We start from the raw sequence: 24,990 nt of genomic DNA, 5'->3' as shown, positions 1-24,990 counted from the left end.
GCTAGAGGGCTGCGTATCCGCGTTCGCGCAGGGACTGGCCGTACTGCTGGAGGACCCACAGTTCGTTCTGGACGGCCGCGAGGTGGTCGGGGTCGGCGCGCGGGCCGAGGCGCTGGAGGGTGCCGCGGATCTCGGTGACGCGGTGATTGACGGCGGCGAGGCGGACGGCCACCAACTGGACACCGGCGTACGCCTCGTCGGGGTCGCGGCGGGTGTGCAGCGGTTCGACGGCGAGTTCGGTGACCATGGCGCGGACGGTGTCGTCGGGGGCCGCCTCCCGGACCCGCGGGATGAAGCCCTGGTCGGCGGCGCCGGCCGCGGCCCCGCCGGCGTCCTCGATGCACTGGCGGACCACGGCGTAGGGCGGGGCGGTGAACTCGTCGGCACCGTAGGCGTCGAAGGCCGGGGAGACCAGGTCGGGGCGCTGCAGGGCCAGCTTGAGGAGCTCCCGCTCGACGCGATGGGCGGGGCTGCGGAGGTTGAGCGCGGGGCCGCGCGGGCCGGGCGCCGGGCGGGCCTCCGCGGGCGCCGGAGCCTGGCCGCGGCGCTGCTGACGGCCCTGGTCGGGGCCGCCGTCACGGCCGCGTTCACGGGCCCAGCGGGCGAGCTGGGAGACGCGCTTCACCACGAACTGGGTGTCCAGGATGCCGAGCATGCCGGCGAGCTGGACGGCGGACTCGTGCTGGATGGAGCTGTTCTTGATGTGCGCGACGATGGGGGCGGCCTCGTCGAGGGCGGCGGCGCGGCCGACGGTGGTGTCGAGGTTGTGCCGGGAGACGACATGGCGCAGCGCGAACTCGAAGAGCGGGGTCCGGGACTCGACGAGATCGGCGACGGCCTGATCGCCCTTGGCGAGCCGTAGATCGCACGGGTCCATACCGCCCGGGGTGATGGCGATGGAGGTCTCGGCGGCGAACTTCTGGTCGTCCTCGAAGGCGCGCAGGGCGGCCTTCTGGCCTGCGGCGTCGCCGTCAAAGGTGAAGACGACCTCGGAGCCGGCGTTGTCCATCAGGAGGCGGCGGAGGATCTTGATGTGGCCCTCGCCGAAGGCCGTACCGCTGGTGGCGATGGCGGTGGTGACCCCGGCCAGATGGCAGGCCATCACGTCCGTGTAGCCCTCGACCACGACCGCGCGGTTGGTCTTGGCGATCTCCTTCTTGGCGAGGTCGATGCCGTAGAGGACATGGGACTTGCGGTAGATGGGGGTCTCGGGGGTGTTGAGGTACTTGGGGCCGTTGTCGTCGTCGCGGAGCTTGCGGGCGCCGAAGCCGACGACCTCGCCGGCGATATCGCGGATCGGCCACATCAGACGGCCGCGGAAGCGGTCGATGGGGCCGCGGCGGCCCTCCTGGGAGAGCCCGGCGAGGATCAGCTCCTGGTCGCTGAAGCGGCGGCCGCGCAGGAAGCGGGTGAGGTGGTCCCAGCCGGCCGGGCTGTAGCCGACGCCGAAATGCTGGGCGGCGGCCTGGTCGAAGCCGCGCTCGGCGAGGAACTTGCGGGCGATCTCGGCCTCGGGGCTGTCGAGCTGCTCGGCGTAGTACTGGGCGGCGGCCTTGTGGGCCTCCACCAGGCGGGTGCGCTCGCCCTGCTGGCGGCCGGGGGTGTAGCCGCCCTCCTCATAGCGCAGGGTGATCCCGGCCTGGGAGGCGAGGCGCTCGATGGTCTCGGCGAAGGAGAGGTGGTCGAGCTTCATGATGAAGTCGACGGTGTCGCCGCCCTCCTGGCAGCCGAAGCAGTGGTACAGCCCCTTGGCCGGGCTGACGTGGAAGGACGGGGACTTCTCGTCGTGGAACGGGCAGAGGCCCTTGAGATTGCCGCCACCGGCGTTGCGGAGCTGGAGGTACTCGGACACGACGGCGTCGATCGGGACCGCGTCCCGTACCGCCTTCACATCGTCATCGTTGATCCTGCCTGCCACGGGGGGAATTCTACGGCCGGGGTCGGACAGCCAGGGTCACGCGGGGGCGCGGGGGGCCGGGGGCGGGGGCTGCCGCTGCCGCGAACACCGCGGGCTCCCCCGCCCCCTACCCCATCAGCTCCAAAAACCGATCCAACCCGACATTCCCCCCAGAGATGATCACGCCGATGCGAGGCGGCAGTGGAGCGACGCGGGCGGCGAGCAGGGCGGCCAGGGCGCTGGCGCCGCTGGGCTCCGTGACGAGTTTGAGGCGTTCGAAGGCGAACTTCATGGCTGCGCGGATCTCGTCGTCGGTGACCAGGACGACCGAGTCGAGGAGGCGCCGGTTGATGGCGAAGGTCAGTTCGCCGGGGGTGGCGACGGCCTGGCCGTCGGCGATGGTGTGCGGGACGGGGATGGTGACGGGGTGGCCGGCGGCCAGGGAGCGCAGGGTGTCGTCGCCGGCCTCCGGCTCCACGCCGATCATGCGGATGCCGGGGACCAGGGCGGTGGCGGCGGTGGCCGAGCCGGCCATCAGCCCGCCACCGCCGACCGGCGTCAGCAGCGCGTCGAGCGGGCCGGTCTCCTCGATCAGCTCCAGGGCGGCGGTGCCCTGACCTGCGATGATGTGCGGATGCTCGTACGGCGGGATCAGCGCGAGGCCGCGTTCCTCGGCGAGCTGACGGCCGAGGGCGACGCGGTCGCCGGTGTAGCGGTCGTAGCGGACGATCTCGGCGCCGTATCCGGCGGTGGCGTCCGTCTTGGACTGCGGGGAGTCCTCGGGCATCACGATGACGGCGTGGCTGCCCAGCTCCCGGGCGGCCAGGGCGACCGCCTGGGCGTGGTTGCCGGAGGAGTACGCGACGACTCCACGGGCCAGCTGTTCCGGGGACAGCCGGGAGAGGGCGTTGTAGGCGCCGCGGAACTTGAAGGCGCCGACCCTCTGGAAGTTCTCGCACTTGAGGTGGACCTCGGCGCCGACCAGGGCGTCCAGGGTGCGGGAGCGCAGTACGGGCGTGCGGTGTGCCACCCCCGCCAGCCGCCGGGCGGCGTCCCGGACGTCGTCGAGGGTGACGGCGTCCGGGACGCCGGTGCTGCCGGGGCCGGTGGGACCGCTGGGGCTCTGCGTCATACGCGCACGCTACGCGAGCAGCGAGGCCAGCGGAACCTCCGGATCGGCCAGTGCCTCGGGCGTCAACGGCGCCCCGGAGCGGATGAGTTGCTGGATGGGCTCGGCGACGTCCCAGACGTTGACGTTCATGCCCGCGAGCAGCCGGCCGTCCGCGCCGAGCCAGAAGGCGATGAACTCCCGCTTGGCGACGTCACCGCGGCAGACGACCTGCTCGTACGAGCCGGGCGGGGCGTAGCCGGAGTACTCCATGCCGACGTCGTACTGGTCGGAGAAGAAGTACGGGATGCGGTCGTAGCTGACCTCCTGGCCGAGCATGGCGCGCGCGGCGGCCGGGCCGCCGTTGAGGGCGCTGGCCCAGTGTTCGACGCGCAGGCGGCTGTCCAGGACGGGATGGTCGGCGGCGGCGACGTCACCTGCGGCGTAGATGTACGGGTCGGAGGTGCGCAGCGTCGCGTCGACCGCGATGCCGCCGCCGGTCTCCCGGTCGGCGAGGTCCAGTCCGGCCTGTTCGGCGAGTGCGGTGCGCGGGGCGGCGCCGATCGCGGCGAGCACGTCGTGGGCGGGGTGTTCCTCGCCGTCGTCGGTGCGCACGGCGAGCACCACGCCATCCTGGCCGACGATCTCGGTGAAGCGGGCGCCGAAGTGGAAGCGGACGCCGTGTTCGCGGTGCAGATCGGTGAACAGGCCGCCGAGTTCGGGTCCCAGGATGCCGTGCAGCGGGGTGGGGGCGGCCTCCACGACGGTGACCTCGGCGCCGTAGGAGCGGGCCGCGGCGGCGACCTCCAGGCCGATCCAGCCGGCGCCCGCGATGACGAGGTGGCCGTTGTCGCGGCCGAGGGAGGCCAGTACGCCGCGCAGCCGTTCGGCGTGGGCGAGGCGGCGCAGGTGGTGCACACCGGCCAGGCCGGTGCCGGGGATGTCCAGGCGGCGCGGCTCGGCGCCGGTGGCCAGCAGCAGCTTGTCGTAGACGATGAGGGTGCCGTCGCCGAGGCGGACGGTTTTGGCGGCGGGGTCCAGGTGGACGGCGGGCTGGCCCAGGTGCAGTTCGATATGTGCCTGGGCGTACCAGGCGGGTTCATGGACGAAGACGCTGTCGCGCTCTTCCTTGCCGAGCAGGTACCCCTTGGAGAGCGGGGGGCGCTCGTAGGGGTGGTCGCGCTCGTCGCAGATCAGGATCACCCGGCCGGTGAAGCCCTCCGCGCGGAGCGTCTCCGCGGCCTTTGCCCCGGCCAGGCCACCCCCGACGATGACGAACGTCTGGTGTGCGTCGACCACTTGCTTCCTCCTCGTTGCGGTGCCGTACGTCCGCTTACGCGTCCGTGAACGCCCCCGATATCCCCCCGGTGTAATCCCCGGTTACCCCGGTGCTCTCCCCCGTTGATGCTCCGGGCGGCGTCGGGGTTCCCGGTCGTCGCGGATCAGGGTTCTGGGTCGCTGCCGATCGGGTTTACCGTTCGCCGCCGATCAGGGATCCCGGCCGCCAGCGATCGGGGTTCCCGGTCGTCGCCGATCGGGCCCGTGCGCTGTCGTCAGGGTTGGCTGTTCGCCGTCGTCAGGGCTCGCTGTTCGCTGTTGTCAGGGTGCTCCGTTCGAAAACGGTGGGGTTCGAGCGTCCCGCACGGAGCGTGAGGGGGGAAGAGGGGCTCCCCTCCAGGGTCACCCGCGGTTCGCCCCGCCGTGACCGGGGCGCCGGGTGAGTCGGGCGTGCAGCGAGCGGGCCGAAGTGTCGGTCAGGGCCGCGATCTGGTCGATGACGGCACGCATCCGCGCGGTGTCGTCGGGCGCCGTGTCGAACAGTGAACGGAACTGCGGATCAAGGCCGTCGGGGGCGCGGGCCAGCAACGCCTCGGCCAGTTCGGCGATGACGACGCGCTGGTCGGCGCGGAGCGCCTCCTGGTCGGGACGCTGCATGACGTACCGGTCGGCGACGGCTTTCAAAACGGCGCATTCCAGCCGGGTTTCGGCCGGAACCATCAGCTCCGCTCCGTAGCGGGTGAGCCGTCCGGTCCCCCACCGGGCCCGGGTCGCGCCCTCGGCCGCGAGACAGAAACGGCCGATCAGCTGGCTGGTGGCGTCCTTGAGGCGGGCCTGGGCGAGCGCGGAGCCGTCGTAGCCGTGCGGCCACCACTCCTGCTCCAGGAGGCGGTCCAGCGCCGCGGCCAGCTCCTCGGGGCCGGCGCCGGGCGCATAGCGCTCACCGGCCACCGCGAAGATCTCGGCGCGTTCGGCGTCGGCGAGCAGGAGGTTGGGGTCGAGGTGTCCGGCGTGCAGCCCGTCCTCGACGTCGTGCACCGAGTACGCCACATCGTCGGACCAGTCCATGACCTGCGCCTCGAAGCTCCGGGCTCCGTCGGGGGCGCCCTGCCGGAACCACTCGTAGACGGGCGCGTCGTCCTCGTACACCCCGAACTTCGGGGACGCGGGGTCGGTGGGGTGCCCGCCGCGCGCCCACGGGTACTTGGTGGCCGCGTCGAGGGCGGCGCGGCTGAGGTTCAGCCCGACGCTGACCGTCGAACCGTCTTCGGCGGGCACGAACCGCTTGGGCTCCAGACGGGCCAGCAGCCGCAGCGACTGAGCGTTGCCCTCGAAGCCGCCGCAGGGCGCGGCCACTTCGTTGAGCGTCTGCTCACCGTTGTGCCCGAAGGGCGGGTGGCCGAGATCGTGCGCCAGACAGGCGGTCTCGACCAGGTCCGGGTCACAGCCGAGCGCGGCACCGAGTTCCCGGCCGACCTGGGCGCACTCCAGGGAGTGGGTCAGACGGGTACGCGGGCTGGCGTCCCAGGCGGGCGTGAGTGCGCCGGGGGTGACCACCTGGGTCTTACCGGCCAGGCGACGCAGCGCGGCGGAGTGCAGCACCCGGGCGCGGTCGCGCTGGAAGGCGGTGCGCCCCGGCCGTTTGTCGGGCTCGGGGACCCAGCGTTCGAGGTCGGCCGCGGTGTAGCCGGGGATGGTCGGTGGTGTGCCCGTCATACCGCGACGGTAGCCGCCCCGGCGGTCTCCGGGTCGCATCCGGTACCCGCAAGGGGCGCCCGGCCGTAGGGGAACGCCTGGTCGTAGCGGAGTACCTGGTCGTTATGGAGTGCCTGGTCGTAGCGGTGCAGTACGAGACGGGCCAGTGCGGGGTGGTCGCCCAGGGGCTCGGCGGCCGGCCCGGGGGCGGCGGCCGCGCACTGGGCGGCAAAACGGCCGGGGGCGGTGAAGCAGCCCGCGACGGCGATCCGGTCGTGACCGCGGGCGGTCAGCGTGCGGACCGCGTCGGCGACGGTCGGGGCGGCGGAGGAGGCGTAGGCGGGCAGGACCGGGGTGCCGCCGAGCCGGGCCGAGAGCAGCTGGGCGGTGCGCTCGGTGTCCTGGGCGGACCGCGGGGCCCGGGAGCCGGCGGCGCCCAGGACCACGGCGGTGCGCGGGGACGGGGCCTCGGGGAACCCGGCCTCCCGCAGCCGGCCGTGCAGCGCCTCGGCGAGCAGCGGATGCGGCCCGAGGGGCGCGGCGATCCGGCCGCTGAGCTGCGGTGCGGCCGCCAGGGCGGCGGGCAGGTCATGGGTGACGTGATGGCCGCGGCCGAACAGCAGCGGTACGAGGACGGCGGTGCCGCGCAGCTCGGCGAGGGTGTCGGTGAGCAGCGGCCGGTTCAGCTCGATGTGCCCAAGCCGTACGGCCAGACCGGGGCGCAGCGCACGGACCCGGTCGAGCAGCGCCCGGACGGTGGGCAGGGCGCGCGGGTCGCGGCTGCCGTGGGCGACGGCGACGAGGGTGGGGGCGGCGCGGGCGGGAGCCGGTGCCTCCGGGGGCCGGAAGCCGCGCAGCCGGACCTGGCAGAGCCGGCTGCTGAGCTGGGCGGTGATCTCGGCGGCGAGGTCTCCCGTGCCGAGCGGGGCATAGGACGCGGAGGGCAGGTGCGGTATCGGCGCCGTCATGACCCGAGCGTGGCAGCCGGGCGTTGCCGCTGCGTTTCCCTGCGGCGAACTCCGTGTTCCATAGGGCTGCCAGGGGGCCGGGCGGCGGGGACAGGCCGGACGGCAGGGGAACACCGCACTCCCCCGCTGCCACTCCCCTGCCGCCCCGGGGTGCCCTACCCCTGGTTCGCGTCCACCTCCCGCAGATACCGCTCCCGGGTCGCCTCGTCCAGGAAGGAGGCCCGGAAAGAGTTCCGGGCAAGGGTGCGCAGCGTCTCCCGGTCCAGGCCGAGGGCATCGCGTACGGCGGTGAAGTTGTCGTCCACGTAGCCGCCGAAGTACGCCGGGTCGTCAGAGTTGACGGTCACCAGCAGCCCGGCGTCCAGCATGGCGGGCAGTGGGTGGTCGGCGAGGTCGTCGATGACCCGCAGCCGGACGTTGGACAGCGGGCAGACGGTGAGCGGCACCTGGTCCGCCACCAGGCGGGCCACCAGCCGCTCGTCCTCCAGGGAGCGCACACCGTGGTCGATCCGGTCCACGCCGAGGACGTCCAGGGCCTCCCACACATAGGCCGGGGGACCCTCCTCCCCCGCGTGCGCCACGCACTTGAGGCCGGCCTCCCGCGCCAGCGCGAAGACCTCCTTGAACTTCGACGGCGGGTGCCCGACCTCGGCCGAGTCCAGGCCGACGGCGGTGATCCGGTCGAAGTAGGGGCGGGCCGCCTCGAAGGTCGTCAGCGCGGATTCGGCGCTCTCGTCGCGCAGGAAGCACATGATCAGGCGGGTGCTGATGCCGTAGGTCTCCTCGGCGCTGTCGAGCGCGCGGGCGAGGCCGTCGATGACGGTGCCGATCGGGACGCCGCGCGCGGTGTGCGCCTGCGGGTCGAAGAAGATCTCGGCGTGCCGTACGCCCTGCTGCTTGGCGCGGGCGAGATAGGCGTGCGCGAGGTCGGCGAAGTCGTCCTCGGTGCGCAGCACGGCCATCAGCGCGTAGTAGAGGTTCAGGAAGGACTGCAGATCGGCGAAGGAGTAGGCCCGGCGCAGCTCGTCCTCGGTGGCGTACGGCAGCTCGACGCCGTTGCGCGCGGCGAGCGCGAAGGCCAGCTCGGGCTCCAGAGTGCCCTCGATGTGCAGATGCAGCTCCGCCTTGGGCAGCGGCTCGGGGGCGGTTGCGGCGGAGGGGGAGGACGGGGAGGAAGCCACGCGGTCACACCTGTTCTGCGGTACGGAAAGGGCCCTCGGTACGGGTGGGGTCCCGGTACGGGAGGGGTCGTCCAGGTTAGCGGGGGCGGGGGCCGGGGCCGCGGCGGCGCCCTTCATCGGACGCGCCGGTCAGTGGGTGGTCAGTCCGGTCATCCCGCCGCCGCCCGCGAGGCGGGCCAGTCGCCGCCCTCAATGGGGGTGCCGGTGGCCCTCAGCCGAGCGGCGAGCGGCCCGGCCGCCAGGTAGACCCAGGCCCGTACGGTCCTGCCGTCCGGGCACACGGCCTCGGTGACCACCCGCTCGTAGAGGTTGTGCGGGTCGCCGGGCGTGTAGCCCTCCAGACGGTCCAGGACCGCGCACACCGCGTCATAGTCGGTGTCACGGGGCCGGACCAGCGCACCGTGCACCACCGCCCCGTCGGGCCCGGCCGTCGCATAGGGGTACCCGGGCCCGTCGTACAGCAACGCGCCCTCGATATGGGCGGGTTCCTCGGCCGCGGTCCGGCCCCGCAGGGTCGGGCCGTAGTTGGCCTCACCGGGCCGCAGCGTCCCGTAGACGAAGAACGGCAGCCGCTCGGGCTCGCGGGTCATGGTGGTGCGGTCCTCTCCGGGCGGGGTGTTCCCCTGCCACGATGCCAGGCCCGCTACGGGGCCGGGCAGCCACCATGCCCGGCCCGCCACCGTGCCCGGCCGACCACCATGCCCGGCCGACCACCATGCCCAGCCGACGCTGCAACCATCCCCCGTACCCCCAGCGTCGCAGCCTGCGAGATCGATCGCGGGCGGGCGCGGTTGGGGTCGGGAACGGGAACGGGGCAAGCATGCGCGGGGCGGGACCAGGGTCAGGGCCGGGGCCGGGGCCGATGGGGTGGATACGAAGCCAGGTGCGCCGAGTAGGGCAGGTGCGGCTGCCGCGGAGTCGGCGGGGGCAGCGGCGTGCGTTCCAGGTGGTGGTGGCCGCGACGGTGCTGGTGCTGGCGCCCGCGACCTGGATGAATGCGACGGCCGGGCCGCGGGTGTATGGCGTCGCGGACGCCCCGGCCGCTCCAGTGGCCATCGTGTTCGGCGCGGGCCTGTGGGACGGCAAGCCGTCGCCGTACCTGGCCCACCGGCTGGACGCGGCGGCCGCGCTGTACGACCGGGGCGCCGTCCGCGCGGTCCTGGTCACCGGTGACAACAGCCGGCAGGACTACGACGAGCCGGACGCGATGCGCGGCTATCTGCTGCGGCACGGTGTCCCGGCGCGCAGGATCGTGACGGACTATGCGGGCTTCGACACCTGGGATTCCTGCAGCCGGGCCCACCGGATCTTCGGCGTGGACCGGGCGGTGCTGGTCAGCCAGGGCTTTCATATCCGGCGCGCGCTGGCGCTGTGCGGCGCGGCCGGGGTCGACTCCAACGGCGTCGCGGTGGCCGCGAACCGCGATGTGACCTGGGCGTATGGCGGGGTGCGGGAGATCTTCGCGGCCGGGAAGGCGGCGGCGGACGCGCTCCTGCGGCCCGATCCGCAGTTCCTCGGGCGGCAGGAGAAGGGAGTGACGGAGGCGCTGGCCGACGCCCCTTAAGGGCTTCACCGGCCAGGGGCTTCACCGGCCAGGGGCTACACCCCGCCAGGGGCTTCACCGGGCCAGGAGCTACACCCGCGCCTCCGTCACCCCATGGATCACTTCTCGGCCGCGCGGGCGTACAGGTTGAGGATCTTCGTCCCGAAGTACGGGCTGTAGGAGATCCGGTCGGCGTCCGGGCCCTTCGGGCCACCGCCGTTGAGGCCGCCGATCACCCCGATGAGCCGGCCGGTCTCGGTCTCCTCGTCGAAGTCGCTCAGCCAGGGGCTGCCGGAGGTGCCGCCGTAGAACCCGCCGCATTCCATGCGCAGTTCATGGGTGCCGGTCAGCCGGCTGGTGCGGGTCGCGCAGCGTACGGCCCGGTCCTCGGGGTCGTTCCGGACGTTCGGGTAGCCGATGACGGTGACGTCGTTGGTGTAACCGGGCGTCGGGGAGAGGGTGTTGCCGCCGGTGACCTCTTCGAGGGTGTCGCCGTCCTCACTGGGGGCGACGGTGGCGAAGGCGAAGTCGAGGTCCGCCCCGGCGCCGCTGGTGTCACGGCTCGGGTAGGCGAAGGTGTCCTCGATCGCCCACACCCCGTGCGGCTGGGTGGTCGCGCCGGAACGATACTGCGGGACAAACGCGGCACGTGTCCCCGGATTGCAGTGCCCGGCGGTGAGGATCAGGTTGCCGTGCGGGCTGTGCACGACGCTGGCGGTGCAGTGGTGCGCCTTGGTGTCCCCGTCGACGGAGAACAGCACACCGACGGACGGAATGCCGTTGAAGTGCCGGGCGTTACGGGCCGCGCGGGCGGCGGCGGCGCCCTTAGGCGCGGCGGAACGGGTCGCGGCGGACGGCGCGGAGGCGGACGGTGCCGGGGCCTCGGGCTTGGCCAGGGTGTCGCTGTCGGCCGGTGCGGCGGCCGCCATCCGGTCGGCCGTCCAGTAGGCGGCGGCCTCCCGGCTGGTCCAGTCGGCGCCGGGGGTGGGGCTGGGCTTGTCGGCGCTCGGTGCCGGACTCCGGTCCTCGTTGACGGCATAGCTGACGGTCGCGGTGGCCAGGCACACCGTCGCTCCGGCCACGGCCGTCGCCGCCTTGATCCAGCGCTTGCGAGTGGGCCGCGCGTGGCCAACTCGCTTCGTGGTGCCGCGTTTGCTGCTGTCGCGCTCCATGTCAGCTGGTCTCCTCTGCGACCCAGGACAGATAGCCGGCGCCGCCACGGGTGATGGGGGTGGCGATGATCTCTGGGGTGTCGTAGTCGTGCGCGTCGAGGAGATAGGCCGCCAGCTCCTCGTAGCGCGCCTCGGCCGTCTTGAACAGCACCTGCCACTCCTGGCTGGCCTCGACCGCGTCGTCCCAGCGGAACACCGAGGTCACCGGGGCACTGATCTGCGCACAGGCGGCAAGCCTGCCCTCGATCGCCCCGCGCGCCAGCTTCCTGGCCTTGGTTTCGCTGTCGGTGGTCGTCATGACGGTCAGGAATCCGGACTGCCGCCCGGTGGGGTCGGGCGGGTCGTTCTGGGCAGTCGGGTCGGCCACGGGTGCGCATCCTTCACGGTGGGGGTCGGGAGGGAAGTGGGGGGGGGAGGAAGGGACGAGTGGGAACGGAGGGGACGGTGACCGTGCCGACCGCCACGGACTCGGCCAACGGACGGCACGGGTCCCTGGCATGACCGAGCGGGCTCGGCCGGCGCCACGGACCGCCTCGCATCGTACGGACCGGATGATCATCCCGTAAGTGACCGGCCCGCGTACGGGCACGCCCCGCATCGGTATGCACCCGGACGCAGCCCGCCCCGCCCGCCGGGCCCGACGTTCCGCCGCCGCGCTCCCCGGTTGCGTCCCCCCGTGCACCGGCAACGATGGAAAGGGCAGCCCAGCCGCCGGTCCGTACGCGAAAGGCCAGCATCATGGACGATCTCGATGCGCTCGCCCGCCAGCAGCTCGACGAGGCCAGGGCCTCCGCACACGGGCGCAGTGCCCGTCTCTTCCTGCACGACGACCGGCTGCGGCAGACCGTGATCGCACTGGTCGCGGGCGCCGCGCTGGACGAGCACAACGCGCCCCCGGCGGCGAGCCTGCAGGTCCTGCGGGGGCGGGTCCGGCTGACCGGGGCCGGTGGCGGCCAGGAACTGATGACCGGTCAGGTCGCCATGACCCCGCGCGAGCGGCACGGCCTGCTGGCCCTGGAGGACTCGGCGGTGCTGCTGACCGCCGTCACGGAGATCCCGGCCGGGGCGCGCCCAAGCGGCGCTCGCGGGGACGGACCCGAGATAGCGCGGGATCCGGCGGGACCCAGCAGGGCGAGTCCAGGATTGCGGCTCCAGAATTCTGAGTCTTCACATTTTTCTGAATCTTGAGTATTCTCGACTCCATGACCAGTCCGCGCACCAACCCGCGCACCAACCCGCGTCCCCACCCAGACCCCCACCCGGATCCCCACCCCCGCCCCAAGGTGCATCTGACCGAGGAGAAGGAGACCCTCCTCGCCACGCTCTACGCCCGCGCGGTCGACAGCCGCGCACCGGATCCAATCCTCGGCGACACCACCGCCGCCGAGACCGTGCAGCGGCTCGACTACGACTTCAGCAAGATGCGGCTGAGCCCCGGCAACGCCGCCGGAGTCGCGCTGCGCGCCCGGCAGTTGGACGTCTGGACCGCGCGCTTCCTCGCCCGGCACGAGGAGGCGACCGTGATCCATCTGGGCTGCGGCCTCGACAGCCGCGTCCACCGTCTCGACCCGGGCCCCGGGGTGCAGTGGTTCGACATCGACTACCCCGAGGTCATCGACCTGCGGCGGCAGCTCTACCCGGAGCGCGCGGGCTATACGACCATCCCGTCGTCCGTGACCGACCCGGCGTGGGTCGCGCGGATTCCCCGGGACCGGCCGACGATGATCGTGGCCGAGGGGCTGCTGATGTATCTGACCGAGACGGACGGCACGGCGCTGCTGCGGCGGCTGATGGACCATGTGCCGGGCGGTGAGCTGGCCTTCGACGCCTTCAGCCGGTTCGCGATCCGCGTCCAGTGGCTGAACCGCGTCGTGGTGAAGGCCGGTGCGAGGCTCCACTGGGGTACGGACACCGCCGGGATCGCCGCGCTGAGCCCGAGGCTGGAGATCGTCGAGAACATCAGCGCCCTGGAGATCCCCGGAATCGAGAAACTGCCGCCGGGCAACCGGATGGCGGCCCGGATGTCGGTGAAGCTGCCCGCGGTGCGGGACATGGCGCGGATGTACCACTGCCGGTTCTGAGCGGCGGGGAACCACCCAAGGGCGGACGGCCGAACGGGCCGGGGCGGTCACCGCCGAGCCACCCGCGCCCGTCCCCTGTCAGACCGCCAGCCACTGGTCGTAGGCCAGCTTGCACAGCAGCGCGACGACCACGACCACCAGCACCCCGCGGACGAATCCGGCCCCGCGCTTGAGGGCCATCCGGGCGCCGACCAGGCCCCCGGTGAAGTTGAACAGCGCCAGCAGCGCGCCGAGTTGCCACAGCACGGTGCCCTGGATCGCGAACATCGTCAGCGCGCCGATGTTGGTGCACACATTGACGACCTTGGCGGTGGCGGAGGCGCTGACCAGGTCCATATGCAGTACGGCGGCGAGCGCGATGACCAGGAACGCACCGGTACCGGGCCCGATCAGCCCGTCGTAGAAGCCGATCCCCAGACCCGCGATGAGGACGGCCGCCACGATCCGCTGCCGGGAGACCGGCCCCGAGGGGGCGGGCGCGGTCCCGAAGGCCGGCCGGAACAGGATGAACAGCAGCACCCCCAGCAACACGGCCATGATCAACGGACGCAGCACCGCGCTGTTGATACCGGCCGCGAAGAACGCCCCGCCCAGCGAACCCGCCACCGCCGCGAGGCCGATCCGCAGCGCGTTCCGCACATCGATCGGGGCCCTGCGGACGTAGGTGACCGCGGCCGCGGTGGTGCCCACGATGGCGGTGGATTTGTTGGTCCCCAGTACGTACGCGACCGGGGTGTGCGGCAAACCGACGAGCAGAGCCGGGAGCAGCAGCAGTCCGCCACCGCCCACCACGGCGTCGATCCAGCCCGCCGCGAGCGCGGCCAGGCAGAGCAGGGTCAGGGTGAACAGCGATATGTCAGGAGGCACCGGTTGATCTTATGAACCGGTGCCTCCTTAGGGTTGGCCGACGGGCGTCAGGTCACCTCATGGCCTCAGGCGACAAGGCGCCTTCCCCAGCCGTGAGGGATGGGGGCTCTATCGTGCCGTCGGCTGGTGGAGCCAGGGCGCGCTTGTGGCCCAGAAGATGACGTCGGCTCCGAGGGTGTTCGTGCCGAAGTCGGTGAACTCCTGCCGGGTGTACGGCTTCTTCGTCTTGGGGTTCTTGTACTGGAAGTCGGGTTCCTGTACGGCCATGGCCACCATGGGGAGCTGCCCCCGGTACTTCTTGAAGAAGGGGTACGAGTTCTCCATCTGCGCCGGGCGGTCCGGCAGGATGTCCGGTCCTCCCAGGCCGATCCCGTGTGCCTTGGCGAACTCGAAGGTGCGGCTCATGTACTTGCGGCTGTTGTTCCATTCACCGGGCCAGAAGTTGACGTACTGGATGAACGGCGTCTTGGTGAAGACCTTCTTGCCATAGGCCATGTTGTCGAGTTCTGCCTTGAAGTAGGCGTCGTCGCTGTAGCCGGTGTGGTCCTTCTTGGTGTCCACCTCGGTAGCGGTTTCCGGCAGGTTCACCCCGGCGAGGCGACCGTCGAACCGCTGTGACATCGCCTTCAGCAGCTGCTGGAAACGGCCCCGCACCTGCGGGTTCCATTGCGCCGCGACCGCCCCGGGCTCACCGGGGCCGAGGCCGTTCTCGTTCTTTGTCGGAGCCGCGCCTCCCTTGTACTCCGGATCCTTCAACAGATAGTCCGGGAGCCTCGCCGGCAGCGCGAAGAACCGGTCCTGGACCTGGATGAACAGCTTCTTGTGGCGGGACTGCAGAGCGTTCAGCGCCCGGTCGATCTCCGAGAAGTCGTACTGATTCTTCTTCCGCTCCAGCGCCTTCCACGGCACCACCAGCTGCACGCCGGCGACATCGGGACGATCGATCAACGGCATCACATTTGTGTCGAAATCCCCGATGGAGGCGTAAAGATAGTTCTTCGCCTTCTTTCCGGGCGCTGCGGCGGAAGCCTTTCCGGACACCGGAGCGGGAGCCCCAGAGGCCACCGCGGCCGCGCCCGTCAGGCCCATCGCCACGAGAATTCCGACACCGACAGCAATTCGTTTGGTCGCCATGAACCCCACGGTGCAGCACAGTTGTGAGAGGAATGTAAGAAGGCCGGACATTCCTCCTGGCCAAGAGGACGTCTCACGTGACGAGTTGCTGATGCGGCATGACGCCGCACTGTGGTTGTCGATCTGTCCCGTCGGCTTGTGCCGGACGGGTTGTGGGAGTTGTCGGCACCGCTGCTGCCGAAGTTCACGTCCCGCCCGCAGGGCGGGGGTACGAGTCCGGTGGACGAGCGGGCGGTGTTCGCAGCGGTGGTGTACGTACTGACCAGCGATTGCGCCTGGCGCCATCTTCCGCCGACGTTCGGCGTCTCTCCGGCAGCAGCGCACCGCCGGTTCACGGCGTGGACCGAGGCCGGGTTGTGGCGCCGACTACACCGGGCAGTCTTGGACGAACTCGGCAGCCCGGGGCGAGCTGGACTGGACCTCGGCGAAGATTGAGCGGTCGATCCCTGGCTGTTCGGCTACCGCCGGCTCACCGTCCGATACGAGCGAAAGGGCAACCACTTTCTCGCGCTCCTCGGCCTCGCGGCAGCCCTGACCTGCTACAAGAAGCTTGCGAAACTCACCACGTGAGACACCCTCTTAGACTCACGGTTCATGGATGCTGCAACGGTATTGCCCGAATTCCCCCTCGGCGGGGATCTCCCGGTCCGGCGGCTCGGCTTCGGAACCGCCGGGCTCGTCGGCCCCGGCTACTGGGGACCCCGGCACGACGATCCGCACCGCTCCGTCGCGCTGCTGCGCCGCGCCGTCGACCACGGCGTCACGCTGATCGACACCGCCGACAACTACGGCCCGGACGTGGCCGAGGAGTTGGTGGCCCGCGCCCTGCACCCCTACCCGGAGGGGCTGGTGATCGCGACGAAGGGCGGTGTGATCCGTACCGGCCCGGACGGCTGGCATATCGCAGGCCGCCCGACGGACCTGCGCGCCATGTGCGAAGCGAGCCTGCGCCGTCTGCGTACCGACACCCTCGGCCTCTACCAGCTGCACCGGCTCGACCCGGACGTGCCGATGGCCGACCAGCTGGGCACGCTGCTGGACCTCCAACGGGAGGGCAAGATCCGGCACATCGGCCTGGACTCCATCGACGCGGCCGAGCTGACCCGGGCCCGCGAGATCGCCCCCATCGCCTCGGTACAGAACCGCTACAACGTGCTGGACCGCGCCGCCGAGGACGTGCTGGAGCTGTGCGAGCAGGAGGGCATCGCGTTTCTGCCGTGGTTTCCGCTGGGGAATGGGGCCCTGGCGGGAGGCGCGGGCGACGGGCAGGCGGGCGGCGGGCAGGCGGGCGGCACGCGCGTCGGCGACGCACTCGGCGCGGTTGCCGCCCGGCACGGCGCGACCACCGGGCAGATCGCCCTGGCCTGGTTGCTGCACCGCTCCCCCGTCCTGCTCCCCACCCCGGGGACGGGCTCCACGGCCCATCTGGACGAGAACCTCGCGGCGGGACGGATCGCCCTCACGGAGGGGGACTTGGCGCTGCTGGACGCGTTGGCGTAGGGCGCGCGGGGAACCGGGCTCTGCTGCGGTCTCGGCTGCGGTCTTCAGGGTGCCGTGCCAGTCGATGTCGACGCCGTGCCGATCGGTGTCGACGTCGTGCTGACCGGTGCCGATGCCGTGCCGACCAGCGTGACGGAGCCGCCGCTCGGTTGCTCGGGGACGCTGTACCCGGCCGGTGTCCGGTCCGGTGAGACCGGCGCGGCCGGGGTGACCGTACGGGACACCAGGGTGGCGGTGAGCGCGCTCGCTCCCACCAGGCAGGCGGCGAGCTGACGACGGGCCCATACGGTGACGGCCGGGACGGCGGGCGGTTTGCGATGTCGGGCCATGGTGGTGACTTCCTCGCGGGTCGGGCGATGGGGGGCTGTGGGCGTTGTGGTGATCGGGGGCGGCGGGGCTGTGGGCGGTGCGGTGATTGCGGGCGGCGGGGCGATCGGGACGGCTGGGCGATCCGGCGCACCAAGGTGCTCGGCCGGTGGGCCCCACGAGGTCCTCAGAAGGTGAACTCCTCGGAGTGGACGCGGGCGGCCGGCACCCCGGCCCGTTCCAGGGCGGCGGCCGCGGCCCTGGACATGCCGGGCGGGCCGCAGAGATAGACATCGTGATCGGCCAGGTCCGGGACGAGGTTGCGCAGGGCCCGGGGGGCCAGCGGGTCGAAGGGGCCGTCGGACGGGCCGAGGAGGTAGTGCAGCGCCGCCCCGCGCGCGGCGGCGATCGCCTCCAGCTCCTCCCGCAGCACCAACTGGTCGGCAGCGCCCGCCCGGTAGAGAAGGGTGAGGTCGCCCGGCCCACCCGGCAGGGTCTCGAAGAGCGCGCGCATCGGGGTGATACCGACGCCGCCGGCGAGCAGCAGTACCTTGCGGCGGGTCCGCCGGTGTGCGGTCATCGCGCCGAACGGGCCGGTGGCCAGCACCCGTACGCCCGGCCGCAGCCGGCGAATCCGGCGGGTGTGGTCGCCGCACGCCTTCACCGTGATCCGGAGGGTGTCGTCCCGTACGGGTGCGGAGAGCGAGAAGGGCAGGGCCGTCCGCCACAACCGCCGGTCCAGGAACCGCCAGCGGAAGAACTGCCCCGGCTCGGCCCGCAGTGCGTCCAGCCCCAGGCCCTGCATGACGACGGAGACCACGTCCGGCCCCTCGATCCGGACCTCGGTGACCCACAGGCTGTGCCGCAGCGCCTGGCGTACCGGCACGACCAGGCGGTACCAGACCAGCAGCGTGCCGACGGTGGTGTGCAGCAGTGTCCACAGCCAGGCGGCGAGCGCGCCGCCCGCCAGATCCGGTCCGGACAGTTGGTGGGCGAAGGCGAGGGCGGCGCCCACGTAGGTCAGCAGATGTACGGCGCGCCAGGTTTCATGGCGTACCCGGCGGCGGACCGTACGGGCCGAGGTGACCCCGACGCCGACCAGCAGCGCGGTACCGACGGTGGCCGCGACCAGGCCCGGGTAGCCCATCAGGCCGACGGCGGCGGCACGGACATCGGTGCCGGTGTGGGCCGCGTAGCCGCAGAGCGCGAAGACGGTGTGGGCGAGGCACAAGGTAAGGACATAGCGGCCGCCGAGGGCGTGCCAGCGGGCGAGCCGGTCGGCGCCGACGCCGTGTTCGATGGCCGGGACCCGGGCCATCAGCAGCAGCATCACCAGGATTCCGTAGCCCGCGAGCAGACCGCAGAGGTGGGCCAGGGTGGCGAACAGCGCATCGAGCCGTACCGAGGGCTCGGCCTGCACCAGCCACAGTCCGACGACCAGCAGCGCACCACCGGCCAGCCCCCGCAGCAACTCCGACGGCGCGAGGCGCAGCGGAGGCGCGGCCACCGGGGCCCTGCGCGGCGCGTGGGCCGGCCGGGGCGGGGCGTACCGGGGAGTGAGCCGGGAGTAGAGCGGGTGGGTGGCGGGCGGGTCGGCGGGGCCGGGAGGCTGCGCGGCATACGGGTCGGACACGGCGTCGAAACTACGGCCGCCCGGACCCCGGAAACAGCAGGTCAGGCTCTCCCCGCCGATCCTTAAGGCGGCCTTGAGGATCGGCTGACCGAGGGTTAAGAACCACGGGTGTCGTCGTACGCCTCCGCCGACAACTGCGGGCCGCCGCCGTCCCTGCCCCTGAGTACGGCCAACCGCGCCCCACGGCTCTCCGCGATCCGGCGCACCTCGACGAGCGCCTCGGTCAACTCAACGGTCAGCAGCTGTAGTTCCCCGGAGCTCCACTTCCGCCCTTCCAACAGCCGCTGCGCCTCCTCAATACGCTCATCGGCCAGCCCGAGCTGCGCCGCCTCGATCTCATCGGCGAGGCGCGACACGTACCCGCTGCCGTCGCCCACGACGAAGCACGGCTTCCCCTCCACACTCGACCACGGCAGCAGCCGCGCGTTGATGTCCCCCAGGTCACCCGTGTCGCCCCTATCGCCCCTGTCGCTCATGTCATCCACTCCGTCACTCCGTGCCGGCGGCCACCCGGCGAATACCGGGTGTAGCCAATTGGTCACCGGAACAACGCAACGGGCAATAGAATCGGGGCGCTTGAAGCGGCGGTGCGCAAGTCTGCGGCCTGCCGCGCTACCGGCACGCACCCACATGCCGAGAGGTCATGGCGTTGGACGAAACGACCCCGCCCGAGCACTTGAATCCGCTAGAGCGCTTCGGGCGCGACATCAAACAAGTACGGCTCGCCCGCAAGCTCACCCAGAAGCAACTGGGCAGGGCCACGGGCTACTCCGAGGGCTACGTCAGCAAGGTCGAATCCGGCACGCTGCTGCCCCGACCCAGCGAGAAGTTCGCCAAGGGCTGCGATCTCACCTTCGGGACGGGGGAGTTGTTCGCGGGGTTGCTGCGGAGGATCGAGGAAGGGGATCACCCGAGCTGGTTCGTGCCGTATCTGAACCTGGAGCGGAAGGCGTCGCGGATTCTGGACTACTCGACAAATATCGTGAAGGGCCTGCTCCAGACGGAGAGCTACGCACAAGCGATCTTCGAGGCGTACTTCTCCCAGGAAGAAGCTGAGGTGATCGAAGGCAAGGTCACCGCACGCCTGCGGCGGCGGGATGTGTTCGAGCTGCCCACACCGCCTTCCCTGTGGACCATCGTGCATGAGGCATGCTTGCGAACGGTCGTAGGGGGCCCCGGGGTTATGGCCGGACAGCTTGAATATCTACTGACGGCCGCCGCCTCGCCACACATCAGGCTCCAGGTCATGCCGTTCTCAGCAGGTGCTCCTGCCGCTTCCACGCGACCCTTCACCGTGCTCCGCTTCACAGATTCCCGCACGGTGCTCTACACGGAGACCCGGGTAGGAGGCAGGATGCACGACTCCGCACAAACGGTCGACGCCGCCCTGGATGACTACGATCTGCTCAGGGCACACGCGTTGGCCCCCGATCGATCAGTGGCCTTGATTAAAACTCTGCTGAAGGAGTACCGCGCATGAGCGCCGCCCTGAATCTCGCCGGAGCCGAGTGGCTCAAGTCGTCCTACAGCGACGCCAACGGCGGGGACTGCGTCGAGTTCTCCCGTACCTTCACCTGGGTCAAGTCGTCCTACAGCGACGCCAGCGGCGGGGACTGCCTCGAATTCTCCCGCGGCCTCACCGAACCCCACGGCCTCGTCCCCGTCCGCGACAGCAAGGACCCGGACGGACCCGCGCTCATATTCCCCGCGCGCGGCTGGTCCTCGTTCGTCTCGGCTGTCAAGCGCGGGCAGTTCACCGCCTGACGGGCCGACGGGCGGACCAGGACCAGGACCAGCGGACTAGGACCGGTGGACCAGTGCAGCGGCCCGGCGGAGCAGGACCAACGGCCGATCGCGGGCCCGCTGCCCGGACTATAGGTTCGTTGCACAACGATCTGCCGCGCCGGGCCCGGGGCCCGGCGTTCGCATCCGCATCCGCGTCCGCAACCCGGAGGAGCCCCCCATGCGCGTCATCGCCTTCGACCACCTCGTGCTGAACGTCGCCGACATCGAGCGGTCGCTCGCCTTCTACTGCGGGCAGCTCGGTCTGGAGCCGGTCCGCGTGGACGACTGGCGCGCGGGCGAGGTGCCCTTCCCTTCTGTGCGGGTGAGCCCGGCGACCATCCTCGACCTCGCCGAGGGGCCGCGCGAGGGCTCCAATGTCGACCACCTCTGCCTGGTCGTCGAGCCGCTCGACTGGCAGGAGGTGGTCGACTCGGGCGAGTTCACGGTGGTCGACGGCCCCGGGCCGCGCTTCGGTGCCCGTGGCAACGGCCAGTCCCTGTACGTCAACGACCCGGACGGCAACACCGTCGAGCTCCGCTGGTATCCGCAGGGCGCCGACGCCTAGGACCTCCGGCGGGAGGCGGACGGCGGCACCGGGCAGACGGTTTACGGCTCGACCGTGACCGGCTTCTCGGCACGCAGGTCGCTGACGAAACCCCCCTTGATCACGCGCATCCAGTAGGAGTGGGCGCGGGCATCGGACGGAATGTCGGCGTCGCGCTCCAGCTTGCGGTCCATCGAAGTGGCACCGGCCCGGACGTCCCACTGGAACGTGTTGGGGTGCCACACGCCGACCTCGCTGGAGTAGAAGGGCTTGCGCTCCATCAGGACGACCTGGTCCGGGTTGCCCTGCGCGGGCTTCCACGTGACGCGGACGGTGGCCGCGTCGAGGCGGTCGACGGACGTCAGCTCCGGCGCCTTCGGGATCACCGAAGAGGCGGCGGGCTTGAGGTCGTTGCTGTGGATCGTGCGCGGTACGGACGGATCGTAGTTCTCAGGGCGCTCCAGCTTCCCCGTGACGCGGAGCGCGGTGGGGGCCTGACCGCGCACGCCCGCGCACGCGTCGACCTGGACGACCTTGCGCCAGTCGCCGGAGAACCTCACGTAGTCCTCCTTCTGGGGCGTCAGCTCACGCGCGCCGTCGCCGAAGACCCCGCTCACCGAGTAGACGTAGCGGGAGTCGTGGGAGCGGACCACCTGGTAGCTGCACCGGTCCACGGCCGCGGCGCGCGCGTCGACCGCCGGCCGGAGCGAGGACGCGTCGCCCGCGGGGGCCGACGGGGCCGCGGCGGCGACGCCCGCACCCGAGGCGAGGGCACCGAGACTCAGCGCGCAGGTGGCGATGGCGGCAGCTATACGAGAGGTCATGCATCCTCCGGTGACATCCAACGGCCCACGGGGAGCCGGGGAGCAGATGAAGTGCTGGGCCGGCCCGGCCAACTCTGCGGCCTGAGCACGGATACGACTGCGGCACGGGAAGCCTCGGACGCTGGGTCGGCCCTGACCGGGATCGCCCGATCTGGGCTGGACGCTATCGTCAATTGACAGTCAAGACCAAGTCAACGAATAGCAAAGTGGCGGTTTTGCGTCAGCCTTTGGCCGAGGCCGTTCGCGACGGCGACGTGAGGCGCTCCGCTTGGCCGGGGCGGGCAGACGGAACACGTTCGGTGCCCGGAACGCGTTCTGCACCGGAGGTCCCCCGTCCGGCCGCCCCGCCTGGCGAGGCGCTGCCCGTGCGCCAACAATGGCGGACACAGCAGATGGCGGCCGGGGACAGCGGCTGCGTGCCCGGAGTCGTCCAGGAGATGCGATGCGCCAGACCCGTCTTGCCGGGGAACCGGCCGAGTACGCCGAGGCCCGCGAAGAGCTGCGGCAGGCCGAGATCGAGCTGATGCGCCGACGCGAACGGGTCGCCGAACTGCGTCGGGGGCTGCCGGCTGGGCCCGTCGTGGACGACTACGTCTTCGAGGAGGGCCCGGCGGATCTGCACGCCGGGGACGAACCGGCACGGTCCGTGCGGCTCAGCGAGCTGTTCAGCGCGCCTGGACGCGACCTGATCGTCTACCACTTCATGTTCGGCAAGCAGCAGAAGCCGGCCTGCCCCATGTGCACGATGTGGATCGACGGCTTCAACGGGATCGTCGACCACATCACGCAGAACGCCGACTTCGCCGTCGTCGCGGCGGCCGAACTGCCGGAGCTGCGTGCGTACGCCCGGGACCGGCAGTGGACGAATCTGCGGCTGCTCAGCGCCGGGGCGAGCACCTTCAAATACGACCTGGGCAGCGAGGACGCCGACGGCAACCAGGACTCGACGGTGTCGGTGTTCACCCGCGACGACACCGGAGCGGTCCGCCACGCCTACTCGGTCCACCCCCGCATGGCCGACGACATCCAAGAGCGCGGCATCGATCTGCTCACCCCCGTATGGCACCTGCTCGACCTCACGCCCAACGGCCGCGGCGACTGGTACCCATCGCTCCGCTATTAGCGGGCTCCTCATCGCCCACCGCGGACTCGCCATATGAGGCGGCTTCTTAGAACCCTCTTAAAAGCCGGGACTATCCAGTCCTCATGACATCCGACGTTTCCAAGTCCCCCCGGGACACCGCCCGTAGCCGGACCACCGCCACCCGCGTCCTAGCCGCCTCCCTGGCCCTCACCGCGACCACCTTCGGGGTGGCCGGGTGTGACAGTGCCGCCGCCGGGACGCTGGAGGGCAGTCGGCTCGAACTGCCTGTGGCCGGTGGTACGGCCGTGGTCGATACCGCCTCGCTGGCGGTGAACGCGCGTACCGCGGGCGGGCGGGAGCTGGTGCTGTCCGGTCCGGCGGGCGGCGGTGGGCTCGGGAAACCGGGGCCGGTGACGCGGACGGGCGACGGGGCGAGTTGGAGCTACCCGGCCAAGGGGCTGAAGGTGACGGCCAGTTCGGAGCGCGGGCGGCTGCGGATCAAGCTGCGGGCGGACCGTGACGGGTCGGTCAACTGGCCGGTGACCGGCACCGACCGGGCCGCGTCCGCTCTGCAACTGCCGCGCGGGGAGGGCCTGGACATACCCGTACGGGACGCGTTCTGGAACGGTGGGGAGGAGAAGGGCGGGCTGGACGGCAGCTCCGTGGATGTCGGCGAGGGGTTCTCGCTCCCCCTGTGGGGCTACTCGATGGGCGGAGGTAAGGGCGCGTCCGGCGGCGGTCAGGGCGCGTCCGGCGGCGGTGAGCGCGGGTCCGGCGGCCGTAAGGGCGCGTCCGGCGGCGGGGCCGGTGTCAGCTATCTGACGCCCACCGACATCGGGACCTCGCTGCGCTTCGCCTCCACCGGCGGACGGCTGCGCGCCACCGCCGCGCATGCCTTCGACGCCGGTGAGGGCACCCGTGACTACGAGGTCTCCTTCGCCCTGACCGACGGCAACCCGGTCGCCCCCGCCGCCGACTACCGCTCCTACCTCGCCCAGCGCGGACAGCTCGGCAGCCTGCGCCGGAAGATCCGGCAGAACCCGGCCAACGGCAAGCTGCTCGGCGCCTTCCACGCCTATGTATGGGGCGACGCCCGGACCGCCTCAGGGGTCAGCAGGCTGAAGCAGCTGGGCGTGGACCGGATGTGGCTCGGGTACGACGCGGGCCCGGACCCGATGAACGCGGCGGCGGTGCGGGCCGCCAAGAAGGCGGGCTATCTCGTCGGCCCGTACGACACCTTCGCCAACGGGCAGGACCCGAAGAAGGCCGACAGCCCCACCTCGGTCTGGCCCGGCCGGGTCTACCCCGACTTCTGTATACGGAAGGCGGACGGCACCCCGGAGGGCGGCTTCGGGGACCGTGGCTGCTATCTCAGCTCCCGCGCCTTCGAGAAGGCCGAACCGAGTAAGCACTATCTCGCCGACCGAACCCGCACGATGGTCGCCAACGGCGCGGACAGCTACTTCCTCGATGTGGATGCGACCGGCGAGGTGTTCCGCGACTACGGCAAGGGCCATGAGATGACCAAGGCGGAGGACCGCCAGGCGCGGCTGGCCCGGATGCGGCGGCTGTCGGAGAACCTCGTCCTCGGCTCGGAGTCGGCCCAGCCCTGGGCGAACCAGGTGCTGGCCTACGACCACGGCTCGGGCACCCCGGCCGCCGATGGCCTGTGGAAGCTGGAGAAGGACCGGAAGACCTGGGGCGGCTACTACCCGGAGAAGGCCCCGGGCGCCTTCTTCAAGCCGGTGCGGCTGCCCGCCGCGCTCGCCAAGGCCATGTACGACCCCAAGTACCGCGCCCCGCTCTACGAGACCGCACTGCACGGCTCGCTGGTCAACGCGGAGCGGTGGGAGCTGTCGTACGAGAAGCTGCCGGCGCAGAAGACCACCCGGGCGCTGCTGGCGATGCTCTACAACACCCCGCTCAACTACGTCCTCGACGGCCCGACGCTGGAGAAGAACGGGCCCGAGCTGGCCAAGCTGCAGAAGTACTTCTCGCCGCTGCACCGCGCGGCCGGGACCGAGCAGCTGACCTCGTTCCGCTGGCTGACCGGTGACCGCAGTGTGCAGCGCACCGTCTTCGGCGACGGCGCGCTGACCGTCACCGCCAACTTCGGCAGCCGGGCCCACGACGGTCTGCCGGGCGGCTGTGTCGACGCCAAGCTGCGTACGGACAAGGAGCCGCGGCGGCTGTGCCCGGCGCAGGTGAAGGCGACGGCGACGGGCTGACCGGCCGGTTCAGCCGGTTCAGCCGGTTCAGCCGGAGCCCGAGGGGCAGGGGGCAGGGGGCGGGCCTGAGCGGCCCGCCCCGCACGGCTCCCCCGCACGGCTCCCCCGCCCTCACACGGCCGCCCGCCCGCCACTGAGGGCAGCGTTCCGCCCGGGAAACAG

General features: G+C 71.6%; 24 protein-coding genes and 1 pseudogene. 10 read left to right on the top strand and 15 right to left on the bottom strand.

Features of this window, described 5'->3' with window-relative positions; all coding sequences use genetic code 11:
• Position 1 precedes the first annotated feature (1 nt).
• The 7 genes from dnaG to STRTU_RS24430 form a co-directional block, all read right to left on the bottom strand.
• Entirely contained in the window at positions 2 to 1,918 is a 1,917-nt protein-coding gene (gene dnaG, locus STRTU_RS24460; RefSeq protein WP_159746192.1) for a DNA primase, read from the bottom strand.
• A 106-nt stretch (positions 1,919 to 2,024) separates the two neighbouring features.
• A complete protein-coding gene (locus STRTU_RS24455; protein WP_159746190.1) occupies positions 2,025 to 3,029 on the bottom strand; it encodes a threo-3-hydroxy-L-aspartate ammonia-lyase in 1,005 nt (334 codons plus the stop codon).
• Between the two features lie 9 nt (positions 3,030 to 3,038).
• Complete coding sequence (locus tag STRTU_RS24450) at positions 3,039 to 4,304, bottom strand: NAD(P)/FAD-dependent oxidoreductase (protein WP_159746188.1); 1,266 nt, start codon at positions 4,302 to 4,304, stop codon at positions 3,039 to 3,041.
• Between the two features lie 381 nt (positions 4,305 to 4,685).
• A complete protein-coding gene (locus tag STRTU_RS24445) occupies positions 4,686 to 5,999 on the bottom strand; it encodes a deoxyguanosinetriphosphate triphosphohydrolase (protein WP_159746186.1) in 1,314 nt (437 codons plus the stop codon).
• Complete coding sequence (locus tag STRTU_RS24440) at positions 5,996 to 6,946, bottom strand: sirohydrochlorin chelatase (protein ID WP_159746184.1); 951 nt, start codon at positions 6,944 to 6,946, stop codon at positions 5,996 to 5,998. The genes STRTU_RS24445 and STRTU_RS24440 overlap by 4 nt, the downstream gene beginning before the upstream one ends.
• 155 nt (positions 6,947 to 7,101) lie before the next feature.
• Positions 7,102 to 8,127: an adenosine deaminase gene (locus STRTU_RS24435; RefSeq protein ID WP_159746182.1), complete on the bottom strand. Its 1,026-nt coding sequence runs from the start codon at positions 8,125 to 8,127 to the stop codon at positions 7,102 to 7,104.
• A 149-nt stretch (positions 8,128 to 8,276) separates the two neighbouring features.
• Positions 8,277 to 8,717, bottom strand: coding sequence for a gamma-glutamylcyclotransferase family protein (locus STRTU_RS24430; protein ID WP_159746180.1), 441 nt, complete (start codon positions 8,715 to 8,717; stop codon positions 8,277 to 8,279).
• Between the two features lie 272 nt (positions 8,718 to 8,989).
• Here STRTU_RS24430 and STRTU_RS24425 point away from each other — a divergent pair, with 272 nt between their 5' ends.
• Complete coding sequence (locus tag STRTU_RS24425) at positions 8,990 to 9,691, top strand: SanA/YdcF family protein (protein WP_174878919.1); 702 nt, start codon at positions 8,990 to 8,992, stop codon at positions 9,689 to 9,691.
• 98 nt (positions 9,692 to 9,789) lie between these two features.
• Here the strand turns inward: STRTU_RS24425 and STRTU_RS24420 are convergent, their stop codons facing one another.
• Together STRTU_RS24420 and cutA are read right to left on the bottom strand one after the other, a co-directional pair.
• Entirely contained in the window at positions 9,790 to 10,842 is a 1,053-nt protein-coding gene (locus tag STRTU_RS24420) for a trypsin-like serine peptidase (RefSeq protein WP_159746176.1), read from the bottom strand.
• Between the two features lies 1 nt (position 10,843).
• Positions 10,844 to 11,209 carry a divalent-cation tolerance protein CutA gene (cutA, locus tag STRTU_RS24415; RefSeq protein ID WP_174878918.1) on the bottom strand — a complete coding sequence of 122 codons (366 nt, stop codon included), beginning with the start codon at positions 11,207 to 11,209 and terminating at the stop codon, positions 10,844 to 10,846.
• Positions 11,210 to 11,580: 371 nt separating this feature from the next.
• Here cutA and STRTU_RS24410 point away from each other — a divergent pair.
• Positions 11,581 to 11,895, top strand: a pseudogene (locus tag STRTU_RS24410) (cupin domain-containing protein); the annotation flags it as partial.
• A gap of 149 nt (positions 11,896 to 12,044) precedes the next feature.
• A complete protein-coding gene (locus STRTU_RS24405) occupies positions 12,045 to 12,923 on the top strand; it encodes a class I SAM-dependent methyltransferase (RefSeq protein ID WP_159746174.1) in 879 nt (292 codons plus the stop codon).
• A 78-nt stretch (positions 12,924 to 13,001) separates the two neighbouring features.
• On the opposite strand, the gene STRTU_RS24400 is transcribed toward STRTU_RS24405, so the two are convergent.
• Together STRTU_RS24400 and STRTU_RS24395 are read right to left on the bottom strand one after the other, a co-directional pair.
• Positions 13,002 to 13,790: a sulfite exporter TauE/SafE family protein gene (locus tag STRTU_RS24400; RefSeq protein WP_159746172.1), complete on the bottom strand. Its 789-nt coding sequence runs from the start codon at positions 13,788 to 13,790 to the stop codon at positions 13,002 to 13,004.
• 108 nt (positions 13,791 to 13,898) lie between these two features.
• Positions 13,899 to 14,924: a hypothetical protein gene (locus STRTU_RS24395; protein WP_246241147.1), complete on the bottom strand. Its 1,026-nt coding sequence runs from the start codon at positions 14,922 to 14,924 to the stop codon at positions 13,899 to 13,901.
• A 111-nt stretch (positions 14,925 to 15,035) separates the two neighbouring features.
• Between STRTU_RS24395 and STRTU_RS24390 the strand changes: the two genes are divergently transcribed.
• Positions 15,036 to 15,359 (top strand): transposase, encoded by a 324-nt coding sequence (locus STRTU_RS24390; protein ID WP_371873652.1) that lies wholly within the window; start codon positions 15,036 to 15,038, stop codon positions 15,357 to 15,359.
• Between the two features lie 159 nt (positions 15,360 to 15,518).
• Positions 15,519 to 16,424: an aldo/keto reductase gene (locus STRTU_RS24385; RefSeq protein WP_159746170.1), complete on the top strand. Its 906-nt coding sequence runs from the start codon at positions 15,519 to 15,521 to the stop codon at positions 16,422 to 16,424.
• A 44-nt stretch (positions 16,425 to 16,468) separates the two neighbouring features.
• On the opposite strand, the gene STRTU_RS24380 is transcribed toward STRTU_RS24385, so the two are convergent.
• The 3 genes from STRTU_RS24380 to STRTU_RS24370 form a co-directional block, all read right to left on the bottom strand.
• The gene (locus STRTU_RS24380; protein WP_159746168.1) at positions 16,469 to 16,753 is read right to left on the bottom strand and encodes a hypothetical protein; all 285 of its coding nucleotides are present in this window, start codon (positions 16,751 to 16,753) and stop codon (positions 16,469 to 16,471) included.
• A gap of 164 nt (positions 16,754 to 16,917) precedes the next feature.
• A complete protein-coding gene (locus STRTU_RS24375; RefSeq protein ID WP_371873680.1) occupies positions 16,918 to 18,237 on the bottom strand; it encodes a ferredoxin reductase family protein in 1,320 nt (439 codons plus the stop codon).
• Positions 18,238 to 18,458: 221 nt separating this feature from the next.
• Positions 18,459 to 18,839: a hypothetical protein gene (locus tag STRTU_RS24370; RefSeq protein WP_159746166.1), complete on the bottom strand. Its 381-nt coding sequence runs from the start codon at positions 18,837 to 18,839 to the stop codon at positions 18,459 to 18,461.
• Between the two features lie 167 nt (positions 18,840 to 19,006).
• Here STRTU_RS24370 and STRTU_RS24365 point away from each other — a divergent pair, with 167 nt between their 5' ends.
• The 3 genes from STRTU_RS24365 to STRTU_RS24355 all read left to right on the top strand — a co-directional run bounded on the left by STRTU_RS24365 (position 19,007) and on the right by STRTU_RS24355 (position 20,713).
• Positions 19,007 to 19,843, top strand: coding sequence for a helix-turn-helix domain-containing protein (locus STRTU_RS24365; RefSeq protein WP_159746164.1), 837 nt, complete (start codon positions 19,007 to 19,009; stop codon positions 19,841 to 19,843).
• On the top strand, positions 19,840 to 20,127 hold the full coding sequence (locus tag STRTU_RS24360) for a DUF397 domain-containing protein (RefSeq protein WP_159746162.1): 288 nt from the start codon (positions 19,840 to 19,842) through the stop codon (positions 20,125 to 20,127). Before STRTU_RS24365 ends, STRTU_RS24360 begins: the two co-directional genes overlap by 4 nt.
• A gap of 199 nt (positions 20,128 to 20,326) precedes the next feature.
• On the top strand, positions 20,327 to 20,713 hold the full coding sequence (locus tag STRTU_RS24355; RefSeq protein WP_159746160.1) for a VOC family protein: 387 nt from the start codon (positions 20,327 to 20,329) through the stop codon (positions 20,711 to 20,713).
• Positions 20,714 to 20,754: 41 nt separating this feature from the next.
• On the opposite strand, the gene STRTU_RS24350 is transcribed toward STRTU_RS24355, so the two are convergent.
• Complete coding sequence (locus tag STRTU_RS24350) at positions 20,755 to 21,516, bottom strand: hypothetical protein (protein WP_159746158.1); 762 nt, start codon at positions 21,514 to 21,516, stop codon at positions 20,755 to 20,757.
• A gap of 442 nt (positions 21,517 to 21,958) precedes the next feature.
• Between STRTU_RS24350 and STRTU_RS24345 the strand changes: the two genes are divergently transcribed.
• Entirely contained in the window at positions 21,959 to 22,639 is a 681-nt protein-coding gene (locus STRTU_RS24345) for a DUF899 family protein (protein ID WP_159746156.1), read from the top strand.
• An 83-nt stretch (positions 22,640 to 22,722) separates the two neighbouring features.
• On the top strand, positions 22,723 to 24,828 hold the full coding sequence (locus tag STRTU_RS24340) for a glycoside hydrolase (protein ID WP_159746154.1): 2,106 nt from the start codon (positions 22,723 to 22,725) through the stop codon (positions 24,826 to 24,828).
• Positions 24,829 to 24,990: the final 162 nt, after the last annotated feature.

Origin of the sequence: Streptomyces tubercidicus (assembly GCF_027497495.1) — a bacterium.
Classification (GTDB): Bacteria; Actinomycetota; Actinomycetes; order Streptomycetales; family Streptomycetaceae; genus Streptomyces; species Streptomyces tubercidicus.
Note: the sequence above shows the minus strand (reverse complement) of the source record. Positions and strands in the feature narration are given on the sequence as shown.